Genomic DNA, 15705 nt, shown 5'->3' with positions numbered 1-15705 from the left:
TTGGGGGAACCGGTTATGGCACAGTGGATTGTAGATTACCTGCCAACGTGGAATATCATTCGTATTAGTGGAATTGCTGCATATATATTGCTTTTTGCTGGTGTGTTTCTGGGCATTGCTCAAGGGATGCCGATCGCGAAGGGGAAACCAAAAGCTGTCATGTTTAAGTGGCATACACGAACAACCTGGCTTGCCTTTGGACTTGGCATCACACATGCACTTACGTTGGTTATTGATCATTACAGCCCGTTTACCTGGAGAGAGCTGTTGATTCCTTTTACAGCGTCAGTGCACCCGATTGGCACTGGACTGGGGACGTTAGCTTTCTACGGCCTGCTGATCGTGCTGTTGTCCAGTGATCTACGAAACAAACTGGGGCGCAAATGGTGGTTTATGTTCCACATGTTGTCTTATCCGGTTTTCGCCGGGTTGTTGATTCATGGCATGGTAACGGGAAGTGATTCGGGTCATGTGATCATGCGCCTGATGTATGTATTTACCGGAGTCAGCATTATTGGAATAACGGTATTGCGTGGTCTGATGCGAGAGCGAAAAGGCCCAGAGATCACGATTGGACCGAAACGGACCGAATCAGAATCGATGAAGGATCGAAAGTGGGCAGAAGCCTACGGCTTGGCTGTGCCTTTGGGGCAAGAGCAACTCAAATAGGTGTTGCAACATGAATTAGCCATATGAAATAAAGAAGCGGCCTGCACTGGCCGCTTTTTTTGACTCGTTTTCCTTCGGAAACCACTCTAAAACCAAACTAGATTTTGTCGTCGCTGACTGGCTTTTCTCCCAGTGCTTCTTCAAGCTCGGATTGTTTGCGGTGAGCAATCCGGCTACTCGCGGCTGAAGCGATGGCCCCGACAATATCGTCGAAGAACGTATGCACAGGCCCCAGGCTTTTGTCATTGAGACGTTCCAATACCCCGGGTTTCAGCTTGTCCACATAACCGTAATTGGTAAATCCGATACTGCCATATACATTCACGATCGAGAAGGCGAGAATCTCATCTACGCCATACAGTCCTTCATCGTTCTCAATCATCTCTTGCAAAGGAGAGATCAGTTGTCCTTGTTCTGCCAGGAGATCAAGCTGGATACCCGTCAGGACAGCGTTCTGAACTTCACGTTTTTTCAAAACCATCTCCACGTTCTCAATGCATTCTTCCATCGTTAGTCCAGGATAGTACTTTTTCTGAAGTAGCATGACCAGTTCTGCGATCTCAGGAATCGTGACGCCCCGTTTGTGTAACCATTCCCTTGTGGCTTCAGCAACTTTGCGGCTATTCAGACTGTAAGGGATTTTTTCCTGCTCCGGATGCTCCATGGGCGAATCCTCCTCTGGTGTAAAAAATTCATTCAACTTATATATCGATGAATTGCATAGATCTTACTTATATACGTTATTAACCGTATCGCGTTGCTTTTATGTTTGTGTCACATGAAGATTGCCAGATTGAGCAAGAGCTTGTGCAAAAAGTAGTTATTTTTTGAACGAAGGCTCGTATACATGGTAGTACAAACTGTAAAAATGATGAGGGGGAACGTGATCATGAGAAAAATCCCATCTTTACGTAAGGCATCAGCGGCAGCATTGCTTGGCATTCCTGTCGTATTATCTGGTTGTGGAATGTTCGGAGCCCAATCTTCAGAAGCGATTGATCCGCCGCCACGTATTCAGGAAGCCGCTATGATTCAGGCCGCCGAAGGCAATGGAAAGCTTGCAACACTTCCGCTTACGACAGTATATCTGCAAGACCAGCAGGGGATGCTCGCTCCAGTCTCGTTAACCCTCCCATCCGGAACCGATGTAAGCAGTCCGAAGACAGCTCTGGATACATTAGTTACAGGCGGAGCATATGCTGGAATGTTACCTGAAGGGTTCAAGGGTGTATTGCCACAAGGAACGGTCGTGCAGAATGTAACCATCCACTCCGATGACAAGCTGGCTGTTGTCGAGTTCTCGGGTAACTTTGCCAAATACGATGCCAAAGATGAGCGTAAAATGCTGGAAGCCGTGACGTGGACACTGACAGGTACGCCGGAGATAAACAACGTACAGATTTGGGTAGATGGTAAAAAGCTGAGTCAAATGCCTGTCAATAGTACACCTCTTCCTGAGCCGTTGAATCGTGCGGTAGGCATTAATCTGGATTTAGGTGAATCCTTTACAACGAACAGCAGTCCTGTGACGGTTTATTTTTCAGCCGCTTCTCCTGCTGGTGTGCAGTATTATGTTCCGGTTACACGGCTTGTGGCTCCAGGTGGCGACCGCGTTCAGGCCGCTTTAAACGAGTTGATCAAGGGGCCAGCCAAGGACGGAGAATTGGAAGAAGTGATGACAGGTGGGACGGAATTACAATCTGTTAAGACGTCTGAGGATGGCACGGTAACGGTTGCGCTGAAGGATGATATGTTCACAGAAGGGGATATGGTACCTAGTGAGTTGTTGCAGTCCGTTGTCCTGACCACCGCGGAGAATACAGTCAGCAAGGATGCCAAAGTGCAGATTGAATGGAACGGGCAGAAAACGGTCAAAGGCGATGATAACCGGGATTACAGTGCGCCGGTGTCCAAGCCAGAATACATTAACGAGATCCCGATTTAACAGATAAAAGAGCCCCGAGGGTGCTTTTAACTGAACTCTTTGGTAAAATATAAAGGATGGTTGCAAGAAAGAACAAGTTCAACATTACAGGATGCTTAAGTCGTAGGAGGCAGAAGATATGAGATCTAACGGACGAACTAGCGAACAGCTGCGCCCGATGAATTTAACAATTAACACGAATAAATACGCCGAGGGCTCTGTATTGATTGAAGTCGGTGATACAAAGGTAATCTGTACGGCAACGGTGGAGGAACGTGTTCCGCCTTTTATGAAAGGACAGGGCAAGGGCTGGGTTACAGCAGAATACTCTATGCTTCCGCGTGCTACTCATACTCGCAACCAGCGTGAAGCGAATCGTGGCAAGCTGACAGGACGCACGATGGAGATTCAACGTCTGATTGGCCGTGCTCTTCGTTCGGTGGTGAATTTGCAGGCACTTGGGGAGCGTACCATTACGCTGGATTGCGATGTGATTCAGGCGGACGGAGGCACACGCACAACGTCGATTACCGGTTCATTTGTGGCGCTCGCGCTCGCAGTGAACAAAATTGCCCAGCAGCACAAACTTCAAGTGTTCCCGATTACCGACTTCCTCGCTTCCGTGAGCGTAGGCGTTGTCGGAGAACAGCCCGTACTGGATCTGAATTATGATGAGGACTCCAAAGCCAAAGTAGACATGAACCTGGTGATGACGGGCAGCGGGAAATACGTGGAGCTTCAGGGAACAGGTGAGGAAGCACCCTTTGACCGCCGTGAACTGAATGCGATGCTGGAACTTGGCGAACAGGGAATTTTGGAAATGATCGAGCGGCAAAAAGAAGCCCTTGGACCGATCGCGCTGAAGATTGGTTCACGTGGATTGGGTGAGGCTTAAGATGAGTCTGGACAGCCCGGTTATCATTGTTGCCACCCGCAATGCAGGAAAAGTACGTGAATTCGCGCATGCTTTTGCTCCGCTGGGCAAAGAGGTCAAAAGCATGTTTGATTATCCGGAACTTCCGGATGTTGTGGAAGACGGTGTTACCTTTGCCGAGAATGCGTGGAAAAAAGCAAAGGCCGTCGGTGATGCACTAGGTCTACCAGTTCTGGCAGACGATTCAGGACTTTGTGTGGATTTGCTGAACGGAGAACCGGGTGTTTATTCCGCAAGATATGCTGGTGAAGGTGCAACCGACGCCCAGAACAATGCCAAGCTACTGGATGCTCTTGCTGCGCTAAAGTCAGGTGAGGATTCCCAGCAACCGCTGTTAAGTCCTGCTCGATTCGTGTGCGCACTGGTGCTTTACGATCCAGCAAGTGGAGACAAGTATGAAGCTGAGGGTTCGGCTGATGGCTGGATCACAGCTGATGCTGCAGGTGAGGGTGGCTTCGGATATGATCCCCTCTTCTATGTGCCGGAGTATGAGAAAACGATGGCAGAACTTACGTTGGAACAAAAACAAGCGATCAGTCATCGGGGACATGCGCTGCGAGCACTCGTTTCCCGCTTGCAAGCATAAGCATTGAATTCATTAAGACGTTAATGGAAACAACTTTCATTCCTGTGGGGAAAAGTTGTCACTCTGTTAGCGTTTTTTTTGATATGCGTTGTTAAGCTAATCAAGTGTGCTCCTTCCATATACCTAGATATCATGACTGATTAAAGATATTAGATATGGGGAACATGTGTTCTTTTTCCTATACCGAACAGGAGGTGGTTTGCATGATTGGGAATGGCAGTGGGACTGGGGTTGGAAGAAGTTGCAAGTCAGACCGGGTATGGGTTAACATTCAAATTAGTGAAAGATGATACACCTTATACGGGAGGGATTTGGCATGCAAGAAGTGAAGCTGGTTGTATCTTACGATGACTATGAAGACGGTACTCGAATGGAAACACTCCTTCGAGATTTGGCAGCAAAACCGGAAGCGGCAACGCTGGACAGCCTGATCATTGGGGATTGGGGACAAGCTTATGAAAATTCTCCGCAGGAATTCAAGGATACGTTGATTGAGCTTGCACCAAGTTTCCCGGCGTTGAAACAATTGTTTATCGGAGATATGGAGTCCGAAGAATGCGAAGTGTCCTGGATTGTTCAGACGAATCTTGCGCCGATTCTGCAAGCTTTTCCGAATTTGACCTCGTTTGTGATCAAAGGCAGCAGCGGACTTGAACTGGAACCTCTCCAGCACAGCAAGCTGGAAGAATTAATTATTATCTGTGGCGGTCTGCCGAAAAAAGTGTTACATTCCATTGCCGCCGCCGAATTGCCTGAATTGCGCAAGCTCGAACTGTATCTGGGTGTGGAAGATTACGGATTTAACGGTTCATTAGAGGACGTACTGCCATTGCTTGAAAAAGGTCGTTTCCCTAAACTGGAGTACCTAGGTTTGAAGGACAGCGAAATACAGGATGAGATTGCCAAGGCTGCTGCAGATGCATCGATCTTGGAGCAGATTCAGATACTTGATTTCTCCGAAGGCACATTATCCGATGAAGGTGCAGAAGCGTTGCTTGCCAGCGAACAAATCAAACAATTAAAACATTTGAACCTGAGCTATCACTTCATGACGGACGAAATGATGGAGCGTTTTAAACAATCAGGCATGTCGGTGGATGTCAGTGACCAGCAGGAAAGTGATGAGGATGACTGGCGTTTCCCGATGCTGACAGAATAAATGATGTGGCATGAAAAGGATCTGTTATTAATCGGTAATCCAGATAACCGACGAACGGCAGGAATACAAGAAGCCAGAAGCCGAATGGGCATGAAACCCGCGACGGTGTTACCTTATGAGAATCTGCTTCGAACCTGGAGACACGGAGGCAGTCTTGCCGAACTTGTGCAGTTTGGTTCCCCTAGTCCGCTCATTCGATTGGATGCTCCCGGAGAGGATTGGGAGGTAGAGCGCGGGCTGTTACATCTCGGGGCAACCGACTACGATGTATCGGAAAGCAAAGTGCTGAGCGATCAAGTGCCGAGCTTTAAGGGAGTGAAAGCCTGCGTAGAAACTGATCTGCCGTCCTCCTTGCAAAAGGTAGAGCGGGAATCGTTCTCCGCCGAAGCAGCGCTCACATTAGAGCAACAATGGGGTAGAATTTATGCCCCTGCCCAATGGTTCAGAGGCTGGAAGGCTTGTCTTGACCGGATTGCGCGAGAAGCGCGTGAAGTATGGCCTGATGTGCAATTCTGGAATGATCCTGACGAGATTGGCATGATGTTTGATAAAAGAGAATGCCAGCTTCACCTCATGCGTCATGGAATTTCGGTGCCACCGATATTACCTTCTTCCGAGCCAATTCAGTGCTGGGAACAGTTGCGAGCAGCGATGGACGCCTCACGGATGCATCGCGTTTTTGTCAAGCTTGCTTGCGGCTCGGCTGCTTCTGGCGTGGTTGCATATCAGGTGAATCCGCGAACAGGTGCAGAGATTGCTGTGACAACCGTAGGTATGGAAACCAGTCAGGGTAGAACGCTCTTTTATAACGAGGGTAAACTGCAAAAGTATGCGCATCCTGGAGAGATTCGTACACTGCTGAGCTGGCTTTGTGCTGAAGGGGCTCAAATTGAACGGTGGATGCCCAAAGCAACACTGGATCAGCGCGCTTATGATATTCGTCAACTTGTAGCGGCAGGGCAGGCTGGACATGCGGTCATGCGTCTTAGCCGTACACCAATCACCAATCTTCATTTACGGAATGAGCGCATGCTACCAGCGGAAGCTGGTCTGCCCGACCCACACATGTCGATTATCCAGAGAGTAGCTCGGGATACGATGTTGACTTTCCCCAATTCATGGTCATCAGGCATTGATGTGATGCTTACCGGCGGTATGCAAACTAGAGCGTACGTGCTGGATGTGAACCCGTTCGGAGATTTGTTATACCGGGTCAAACATCAAGAGATGTCCCCTTATGAATGGGAAATGAAGCTTTTGCGAAAGGAGCCTGTTCGACATGCCTGATATGAACGCCATTGTAGGCTCCCATGATATATTGATGATTACACTGGATACGCTGCGGTATGACGTTGCCAAACTCGAAGAACAGCATTGCCCCAATCTGTGCGGCTCGGGTTCATGGGAGAAACGGCATACCCCGGGGAGCTTTACGTATGCGGCTCACCATGCTTTTTTTGGCGGTTTTATGCCCACACCTGCAAATACAGATAAAGCATCTCATATCCGGTTGTTCCATTCTCGAAATACGGGACTTCAAACCCATCCTCATACTTGGTTGTTTGATACGCCGGATATCGTGTCCGGCTTTGCCGCCGAAGGGTATCGAACGATCTGTATCGGTGGCGTCATATTTTTTACGAAAAAGAATCCTCTCGCCAAAGTACTGCCTGGTTATTTTCAGCAAAGTTATTGGCGCATGAATTTTGGGGTTACCAATCCAAGGTCAACAGAGAACCAAGTCAACCATGCCTTAAAGCTGCTTGATCAGACTGGGCCAAATGAGAAGCTTTTTCTTTTCATGAACGTTTCCGCCATTCACGGCCCCAACCGATACTTTGTTGAGGGAGCCCGAGAAGACTCGGTAGAGACGCAGCGGGCTGCACTGCGATATGTGGATAAGGCGTTAGGGCCGTTGTTTGAAGCGATGAGAAAGCGAGAACGGCCAACGTTCTGCCTTGCTTTTTCTGACCATGGCACTGCCTATGGTGAAGATGGGTATCACGGACACCGGCTGGCGCATGATGTTGTTTGGACGGTGCCGTATCGTGAATTTATTTTATAAGGAGGGAAGCTGATGAGTGAGTATGCAGAGCGAACTACAGCAGGTGTCACACATTCTGCCTCCGATCCAGTAGCAAGTCTTCGTGATGTGCTGACATTCCCTTATCGTTCCTATTTGTACTCTTACCCGCATAAGACCGCATATCGTGAACTGACTCCGCCTGTTCCGTTGCAATCGCTGTGGGAGAAGGAAGATACGGAGACTTACTTTTTATACATGCACATCCCTTTTTGTGCTGCACGTTGCGGGTTCTGCAACCTGTTCACACTGCCGGACAAGCGGCAGGATAGCCATGAACAGTATGTGGACGCACTTGAACGTCAAGCAAAGCAGTGGGCGCCAGTGACTTCGCGTAGACCGTATTCGAGGTTTGCCATCGGCGGGGGAACACCGACATTGTTGAATGAGACTCAGCTTAGCCGGCTGTTTGACATTGCTGAACATACGATGGGACTTGATCCGTCACAAGCTTCTATATCGGTGGAGACTTCCCCTGACACCGTTACGGATGGGAAATTAAGCATCTTGAAGGAACGACTCGTGGATCGGGTGAGTATGGGGATTCAGAGCTTTATTGAAGCAGAGGCCTCCGCCATCTATCGGCCGCAAAAACCACAAGAGGTAGAACGCGCACTGGAGAAGCTGGTTCGTTATGATTTTCCGCTATTGAATCTGGATCTGATCTATGGTTTACCGGGACAAACGGAGGAAACATGGATTTATTCCCTTGAACGTGTGCTGGCTTATGATCCGGGGGAAGTATTTATTTATCCTTTATATACACGGGAAAATACGATCGTAAAGCCAGAGGATATTCAGCGTCAAGGACCGGATATTCGGATGCAACTATACAAAGCAGCGCGTGAACTTTTAAAAAGCAAAGGGTACACGCAATATTCGATGCGCAGATTTGCGAAGGAGCAGTCTTCTGCCAAAGCACTTTTACCGTACAGTTGTCAGGAAGAGGGCATGGTCGGTCTGGGATGTGGTGCCCGCTCCTATACGAGCGAGGTTCATTATGCTTCTAAATATGGTGTGACCTATAAGGCTACGCAAAGCATTATTGCTGATTATGTGAGCACGGAGCGTTATGATGTGGCTGATTATGGCATTGTGTTAAGCCGTGAAGAGCAGAAACGCCGATTTATATTAAAAGCGTTGCTACATCGTGAAGGACTCATGTTGTCCGCTTACCAAGAGAGGTTCGGAACAGATGTGATGTCTGACTACCCTTGGCTGAACGAATTGTTGGTCGAAGAGATGGCATGCTTGGATGTCGATGCCGGAGGGCAAGTGCTACGTTTGACAGAGGAGGGGCTGGGATACTCCGATGCCATTGGAGACTGGCTTATTTCTGCGGATATTCGGGAGCAGATGGAAGGATTTGTTTTCTCATGAGAGCGACCTTGTATTACCGGGGAAAGTTGTCCTCTTGTAACTATGACTGTCCTTACTGTCCGTTTAGCAAAACAGTGGATTCCAAAGAAACGTTAAACGTGGATGAACAGCAGCTTCGCCAGTTTGTAAACTGGGTGAGAGAACAGGAGATTCATGGGCATCGTTTTTCGATCTTTTTTAACCCCTACGGCGAAGCTTTGGTGAGGCGCTGGTATCGGGAAGCGATGGTTGAATTGTCACATATGGCTCATGTGGATAAGGTAGCGATTCAGACCAACCTTTCTGTAAAACTGGATTGGGCAAGTGAGTTGCATGCAGACAAAGCGGCCTTCTGGGCAACGTATCACCCTCGTGAGACCAAAGAGAATTCCTTTGTGAACCAATGTATGACATTACGGCAGATGGGGCTGTCTTTCAGCGTCGGCACGGTGGGACTACGCAGTGCATTTCCAGCCATAGAATCCATGAGGAATGCCCTGCCTGACGATGTATATATGTGGATCAATGCGTTCAAAGATCGGCCGAACTACTACACCCCGGACGAAATCAAGTTCCTCAAGGACATTGACCCGTTCTTTGAAGGGAATTTGCAGGACTATGATAGCTTGGGTAAGCGCTGTGCTGCAGGCTCGGATGTGTTTTATGTTCAAGGCTCGGGTCATGTAAAAAGATGTTATAAGGATCGACGTATCATCGGTCATCTCTATCGTGATGGTTTGCAGGCTTTGGCTAAAGACCGGCCTTGTGGTATGAAAAAATGCGGTTGTTACATCGGATATATTCATATGCAGGATTCCCCGTTCAGAGACAAATTTGGCACAGGACTGCTAGAGCGGAATCCGACCTTCATTCATCAATAAACTCATCTTTCAGTAAGTGCTTGCCTCAGACCGTAAGGTTTGTTTGCAAGTGTACTGGAGGGTGTTTTTTTATTTTCTGTAATAAAAGAAAGATTCCTAAATCCGTAGTAAATAGGTCTTGACTTTTTTTGTTGCAAATTTAATATATTTCATGTTTCAAGTTTTGGTGGTTTTGGGTTAGTATTAATTAGGAATAAAGACCTGTTTATTGAATGATATATATAATTATTATATTGTTATATATAAAATTATAGGTCTTTAGGCTTATTATTGGGGGTGAGTGTGAAAAAGTATAAATTATTTTACATACTTGTATTGAAATTCGGGAGGAATTCAACGTGAAAAGGGTATCCATCAGTCAAAAGTTACTTATCGGTTTTTCGTCCGTTTTAGTGTTGTTGGTAACGGTTACAGCTATTTCATACTTTCAATTTGTAAGTTTGGAAAAAACGTTCACCGATTTAATCAATGATAGAACAAGCAAATTGCTTAAAATTAAAAATATGACGATTGACCTGAAATCACAACAAGTGGCTCTCAGGAATTACATCATGAAACCTGGTCAGGAGAATGAGGACGCATTTCAGCAAGCGTATGAAGATTACATAAAATTGAGCGAAGAATTAAAAGCGACAGTTACCAGTACCAATATGAAACAATATCTGGCAGACTCCGAAAAATTGATGAGCCAATATTATGATATCTCAAAAAACGTAATGTCTTTGACCAATCAAGGGAATGTGGAAGAAATATCCCGGTTAATGGAAAATACCGTCCCGCCGCTTATAACTGAATTTGAGAATATCGTTGAGTCGATGGAAAACCATCAGCAAAAAGCAATGGATGAAGGGATCGCTGCGGCCAATGTTCAGACGGCTACGGTTCTTCGGTTAATCAGCATCCTGGGTATCGTTTCTATTATTATTGGTCTGGCAATCGCAACGGTCATCGGCCGAATGATCTCCAAACCGGTGCAGGCTGTTGCACAAGCCGCTAGCCGTATTGCGGAAGGTGACTTAACAGGGGAATCATTGAAGATTCGTAACAAAGACGAGATCGGGGAGATGGCTGAAGCATTTAATGTGATGTCCGTCAATTTGCGTACGCTGATTCATCAAGTGAATGATAGTGCAGAACGTGTAGCAGCTTCGTCGGAAGAATTAACGGCAAGTACCGAACAGACGGCTATAGCTAATGAACAAGTAGCCACTACGATGGGTGAGATCGCAACAGGGATGGATGCCCAGGTTCGTATGGTCAGCGAAGGTTTCCAGACGATGAATGAACTGGCTACCGGTTTCCGGCAAGTGGCTGAAAATACAACTGTTGTTTCCGAGCAGGCTGCTGAAGCTTCTGCCCAGACGATATCGGGGAGTGAATCCATTCGCACAGCGGTTGGTCAGATGAATTCCATTCAGAATACAGTTTCGAGCCTTGCAGGAGTTATTGAAGAACTTAGTAAACACTCGACAGATATTGTGAAAATGGTGGACGCGATTTCGGAAATATCTGCCCAGACGAATCTGTTGTCTCTTAATGCAGCCATTGAAGCTGCGAGAGCTGGAGAGCACGGCAGAGGATTCCAGGTCGTGGCTACCGAGGTTCGAAAATTGTCAGAGCAATCCGCACAGTCTGCAGGAGAAATTGTCGGACTTGTTTCTTCCATTGAGACAGGCATGAGAAATGCTGCGCATTCGATGAGCGTGGTATCTTCTGAGGTGCAAGAAGGAATACAATTAGTACACCAGGCAGGGTCTACTTTTGACCAGATTCGAACTTCAGTTAGTGGTGTTGCGGGACAAGCGCAGGAAGTGTCTGCTTCCATTGAACAGATGAATGCTGGCGTAGAGCAGATTAATGCGTCTATGAAATCAATTATGGATGTAACGGAGAACGCGGCTGCGGGCACAGAAGAAGTAAGTGCAACAACCGAAGAGCAATTGTCTGCGATGCAAGAGATTGCATCGGCAGCGAATGATCTTTCATCTATGGCGGAGATGTTACAGCAGTCCGTTGCTCGTTTTAAAGTTTCTTAAATTAAAAAAAGGTAAATATGTGAAATGCCCTGCACCATGTTGATGGTACGGGGCATTTTTTATTGCGGTTGTGAAGATAGCGAATTGAATCATCGGATCGCAACGTTATATGTTTTCAGCCAGCTATTGATTTGAGTCAAATAAGCAAACAACTGTGGCCCTGACATTAATTGTCCAAACCACGGCAGATTGGATGAGGCATCTGGGGAAGAGGCGAGATTCCGAATCTGTACTTTGTCGATTAGAGGCAGGATCGGCGAAGTTGGATCATCCAGTATTTCAAGAACCTGCTGCTTGACTGCTGCAAGATACTGCGGATTATGTGTTTTGGGATATGGACTCTTTTTACGATACAGCACATCGTCAGGCAGGACACCTTCAAGCGCTTTTCGCAAGATACCTTTCTCTCTTCCACCGGTAATTTTCATTTCCCAGGGAATGTTAAACACATATTGGATGAGCCGATGATCGCAATAAGGGACGCGCACTTCCAGACCAGCGCCCATACTCATCCGGTCTTTGCGATCCAGCAGTGTAGGCATGAAACGGGTAATATTCAAGTAAGACATAACACGCATCTGAGCCGTTTTCCCCTTTTCCCCTTCCAGTCGTGGAACCTCTGCTACGGCATCCGAGTATCGGTCTACAAGGTAGTCGAGCGGTCTGATCCACTCCCGAATGTCTGGAGATAACAGCCCTGCTCGCATGTCGGGTGCTACAGACCAAGGGAATGTACCTGAATTCAGCATTTCATCTCGGTGAAACCATGGGTACCCGCCGAATACCTCGTCAGCAGCTTCGCCGGAGATGGCGACAGTTGCTCCTTTTTTGATCTCTTTACAGAATAGATACAAGGATGAATCGACATCTGCCATACCCGGCAAATCTCTTACAAGCATAGCTTGAGTCAGTGCATGAACGAGTTCACCATTTTCAATCTCGATCCAGTGATGATCGGTTTTGAGCTCATCCACCATCCGCTGAATCCATGGGCCATCTGCCCCGGGCTGAAAGGAATGGGCTTGAAAGTGTTTCGCATTATCCACATAATCAACCGAATACGTACTCACTTGACCTTGCCCTGTTCGGTTATAATAATCGACAGCCAAAGCTGATAGAGCACTTGAGTCAAGGCCGCCGGATAAAAGAGAACATACAGGAACATCGGAAGCTAACTGGCGTTCTAGCGTATCCTGCAACAGACGGCGTACTTCAACTGCAGTCTCTTCCAGATTATGTTCGTGTTGCACGGATTCTAACTTCCAATAGGCATAGGTCTTGATCCCATTCCGGCTGTATATCATGGCGTGAGCGGGCTTCAGTTCATGAAGTGAAGAGTATACACCATGTCCTGGTGTTCGTGCAGGTCCGACAATAAATACTTCGGCGAGTCCTTCGGGTCCTACTGCAGCTTCCACATCTGGATGAAGGAGCAACGCTTTGGGTTCTGAACCAAATACAAGTGTATCATTTGCATTACTGTAAAACAGAGGTTTGACGCCCAGCCGGTCACGGGCTAAGAAGACCTGTTCTCTTGCGCCGTCCCATATTGCAAAAGCAAAGATACCGTTAAACTTTTCAACACATACCGGTCCCCATTCGATATATGAGGCGAGCAGAACTTCTGTGTCACATTGAGTACGGAAATGGTGCCCACGCTGAAGCAACTCTTTTTTCAATTCGGGTGCATTGTATAGTTCTCCGTTATACACAACGGTATAGGAGTAATCTCCTTGCAAGGCATGCATGGGCTGTGCCCCGTTCTCCGGGTCCATTACGCTGAGGCGGCGATGTCCAAAAGCACAGGGGTTGGAAATCCATGTACCTGAAGCATCGGGGCCACGGTTCGATAAGCTATTCGTCATCCGAACGAGCAGCTCCGATTCCTGTGTCAAATCCCGATTCCACTGTACGAAGCCGGTTATACCGCACATGGTTTGTTCATCCTTTCTTAATCGAGTCATTCATCCGTATGCTGCCAAATTCGAAGCAACTAGCAAATGTTCTCTTTTTCGTCAGAGGTCGTAACAAATATATGCCGAAAGCAGGCATAAAATGTCTGTCCTCTTCGGAAACTATATGTAGGGATACAGCCTTAAGCTGCCTGTGAAGGGGAGTACATGCAATGGAAAGGACCAATTATTATGTGTCTGTCATGGGCCGCTCTGTCATACCGGATTCGTCTGTAACGTCGTATGAATGGGTGATTCAGGCAACACCGCAGGAAGCCGAACATTTACTGGGATTACTATATCTTATGCAGGAAAAGGAAGAAGAAGCTTTTCCAGGAATGGTATTTCCCTGGCCGGACACGCCAGAACATGATGTGAATCGTGCTTATGAAACTGTTTTGCAACAGGTATACCGGGAAATTTATCGGTTAGGTACGCCAGAGACCAGGCACCAGATTGAACAAACGACATGAACAGAGTGAGCAACATGATTAGAATGAAGCAATTGAAACAATTGCAAATGATCAGAACAAAAGGAGAAGATGACAATGTATGCCATTCAGGATGCTAAAATACGCAGATTAACAGAAGTGGACGGGTTATCTTGTGCAGAGGTTGAAGTACAGCCTGGCAACGCGGGAGATCCGTCATTACTTGTATATGTAGCTAGTACTCAGCCCGCCAATGAACTGCAAGTGGTACGTATTGTGCGGAATCACTCGGATGGAGCCATTGACTGGTATAACAACAACATGCATACCGCCTTTGAAGATGCGACGGAAACGGCATTTGAAAATAGCGAGGGCATTACGGCAGAAGAGGATAAAGCTCAGTTTCAAAGTAATTTGTTTGCTTTTGGATTGCTGGGCCCTACGCTGCAACGGTACCTGATTGGTCAGGGATAATCAGATAGCACAATTGTACAAGTGATTAGGATTATGCAATCAGCAGTGATAAGCAGATAAAGAACGTATGTAGAATTAAAGAGTAATTATGATGGACAAACCCGCTGTAACATCACAGCGGGTTTGTTTGGATAGGGAATAGATTTTAATAGTTGTGTGCTAGTCTTAGTAATATTCACGCAGGACCTGAATTCCTTTTACCACATTGTATACAAAACTCAAGCCATATATAACAAAGAACAGAACGACAAACCCGATTGCTGATGCTAAACTGTGGGCTGTTATGAAGAAATACAGCAGCGGGATCGCCGCAAGGAAAGGAAAGACATGGGAGAAAAGTGCTCGCTTCGCATGTCCTGCAATGTATTCATCTCTCGCCACAATCCATACAATAATGGGAAACAGAAACGGGGCAAAAAAAATGCTGAAATAGGATAGTGATGATAAAAGTTGTCTCATAAATGTTCTCTCCTTCAATAGAATTTCATAATGTATGTATGCAACAGATTACCCAGATGGAAGGGTGCTGAATAAGTATACACTTGGTACGGGTACTATTAATAGTTCTCGTTATTACTTCAATATTACCTCAAAAAGATTAGCTTATTCGGCTTTTTGTCTAAGTATACGTACTCATAAGATGCTGGTTGTTATTGGGATGCATTATTAATTTTTAATAAAACTATTGCTAAAAATAGAAATCGGAGTATAATAGAGATCGTGCCGAATTTTATTATACATATTTGTCTCAGTAGCTCAGCAGGATAGAGCAACGGCCTTCTAAGCCGTCGGTCGGGGGTTCGAATCCCTCCTGGGACGTCAAAGAAAAAGCTTCCTTCGGGAAGCTTTTTGCGTACGGGGGTATGAGAACCCCGAAGGTTCGTCGAAGCATTAGGTTCCGTTGCCTTGTGTGCTTAAGTATTCACTTCGTCAACTCTTACCTCGCGGCTCTGACTTCAGGAAGCAAACCGTTGCTGAAAGCTAATAAGCCATTTCACAATAAATCGGCATCTCGCCATCGTGCTAAAAATTCTAACGATCATCAGAAGCGCTATTTCCCCCATTTTCATCGTTTCGAGATTCTAATGATCACCACAGACCTTATTTTCTCGATTTTGTAGTTCTTTTGTACTTTTTCATACGGATGTAACGAAATAGCGTTACTGAGGATCGTTAGAATTGAAGAAGGCCTTTTCTTCTACAAATAAGGCTTCTTG

15 protein-coding genes and 1 tRNA gene are annotated in these 15705 nt (G+C 46.6%); 13 read left to right on the top strand and 3 right to left on the bottom strand.

Annotated elements, in window-relative coordinates; translation table 11 throughout:
- The first annotated feature begins 15 nt into the window (after positions 1-15).
- Entirely contained in the window at positions 16-669 is a 654-nt protein-coding gene (locus tag Q9R46_RS26895; protein WP_311282438.1) for a ferric reductase-like transmembrane domain-containing protein, read from the top strand.
- A 97-nt stretch (positions 670-766) separates the two neighbouring features.
- Here the strand turns inward: Q9R46_RS26895 and Q9R46_RS26890 are convergent, their stop codons facing one another.
- Entirely contained in the window at positions 767-1333 is a 567-nt protein-coding gene (locus Q9R46_RS26890; protein WP_123064590.1) for a phosphatidylglycerophosphatase A family protein, read from the bottom strand.
- 225 nt (positions 1334-1558) lie between these two features.
- Here Q9R46_RS26890 and Q9R46_RS26885 point away from each other — a divergent pair, with 225 nt between their 5' ends.
- The 9 genes from Q9R46_RS26885 (at position 1559) to Q9R46_RS26845 (ending at position 11631) form a co-directional block, all read left to right on the top strand.
- Entirely contained in the window at positions 1559-2614 is a 1056-nt protein-coding gene (locus Q9R46_RS26885) for a GerMN domain-containing protein (protein ID WP_311282437.1), read from the top strand.
- Between the two features lie 118 nt (positions 2615-2732).
- Positions 2733-3488 carry a ribonuclease PH gene (gene rph / locus Q9R46_RS26880; RefSeq protein WP_090919178.1) on the top strand — a complete coding sequence of 252 codons (756 nt, stop codon included), beginning with the start codon at positions 2733-2735 and terminating at the stop codon, positions 3486-3488.
- Position 3489: 1 nt separating this feature from the next.
- Positions 3490-4113 (top strand): XTP/dITP diphosphatase, encoded by a 624-nt coding sequence (locus tag Q9R46_RS26875; RefSeq protein ID WP_145335351.1) that lies wholly within the window; start codon positions 3490-3492, stop codon positions 4111-4113.
- Positions 4114-4429: 316 nt separating this feature from the next.
- Complete coding sequence (locus tag Q9R46_RS26870) at positions 4430-5272, top strand: STM4015 family protein (protein WP_311282436.1); 843 nt, start codon at positions 4430-4432, stop codon at positions 5270-5272.
- Positions 5273-6559, top strand: a complete 1287-nt coding sequence (locus Q9R46_RS26865; protein ID WP_311282435.1) for an STM4014 family protein — start codon at positions 5273-5275, stop codon at positions 6557-6559.
- The gene (locus Q9R46_RS26860; protein ID WP_311282434.1) at positions 6552-7337 is read left to right on the top strand and encodes an STM4013/SEN3800 family hydrolase; all 786 of its coding nucleotides are present in this window, start codon (positions 6552-6554) and stop codon (positions 7335-7337) included. The genes Q9R46_RS26865 and Q9R46_RS26860 overlap by 8 nt, the downstream gene beginning before the upstream one ends.
- Positions 7338-7349: 12 nt before the next feature.
- Positions 7350-8735 carry an STM4012 family radical SAM protein gene (locus tag Q9R46_RS26855; protein WP_311282433.1) on the top strand — a complete coding sequence of 462 codons (1386 nt, stop codon included), beginning with the start codon at positions 7350-7352 and terminating at the stop codon, positions 8733-8735.
- Positions 8732-9595 (top strand): STM4011 family radical SAM protein, encoded by an 864-nt coding sequence (locus Q9R46_RS26850; RefSeq protein WP_311282432.1) that lies wholly within the window; start codon positions 8732-8734, stop codon positions 9593-9595. Before Q9R46_RS26855 ends, Q9R46_RS26850 begins: the two co-directional genes overlap by 4 nt.
- A 338-nt stretch (positions 9596-9933) precedes the next feature.
- Positions 9934-11631, top strand: a complete 1698-nt coding sequence (locus tag Q9R46_RS26845) for a methyl-accepting chemotaxis protein (RefSeq protein WP_311282431.1) — start codon at positions 9934-9936, stop codon at positions 11629-11631.
- 89 nt (positions 11632-11720) lie between these two features.
- Here the strand turns inward: Q9R46_RS26845 and asnB are convergent, their stop codons facing one another.
- Positions 11721-13565: an asparagine synthase (glutamine-hydrolyzing) gene (asnB, locus tag Q9R46_RS26840; RefSeq protein WP_311282430.1), complete on the bottom strand. Its 1845-nt coding sequence runs from the start codon at positions 13563-13565 to the stop codon at positions 11721-11723.
- 191 nt (positions 13566-13756) lie between these two features.
- Here asnB and Q9R46_RS26835 point away from each other — a divergent pair, with 191 nt between their 5' ends.
- The gene (locus tag Q9R46_RS26835) at positions 13757-14056 is read left to right on the top strand and encodes a hypothetical protein (protein WP_311282429.1); all 300 of its coding nucleotides are present in this window, start codon (positions 13757-13759) and stop codon (positions 14054-14056) included.
- Positions 14057-14131: 75 nt separating this feature from the next.
- A complete protein-coding gene (locus tag Q9R46_RS26830) occupies positions 14132-14488 on the top strand; it encodes a hypothetical protein (protein ID WP_090919153.1) in 357 nt (118 codons plus the stop codon).
- Positions 14489-14653: 165 nt separating this feature from the next.
- On the opposite strand, the gene Q9R46_RS26825 is transcribed toward Q9R46_RS26830, so the two are convergent.
- On the bottom strand, positions 14654-14947 hold the full coding sequence (locus Q9R46_RS26825) for a magnetosome magnetite crystal formation protein family (RefSeq protein WP_145335335.1): 294 nt from the start codon (positions 14945-14947) through the stop codon (positions 14654-14656).
- Between the two features lie 286 nt (positions 14948-15233).
- Here Q9R46_RS26825 and Q9R46_RS26820 point away from each other — a divergent pair.
- A tRNA-Arg gene (locus Q9R46_RS26820) sits at positions 15234-15307 on the top strand.
- Positions 15308-15705: the final 398 nt, after the last annotated feature.

The organism is Paenibacillus sp. RRE4 (assembly GCF_031844205.1).
Classification (GTDB): domain Bacteria; phylum Bacillota; class Bacilli; order Paenibacillales; family Paenibacillaceae; genus Paenibacillus; species Paenibacillus xylanexedens_B.
The sequence above is the reverse complement of the archived record's forward strand: the minus strand, read 5'-3'. Positions and strand labels throughout refer to the sequence as shown.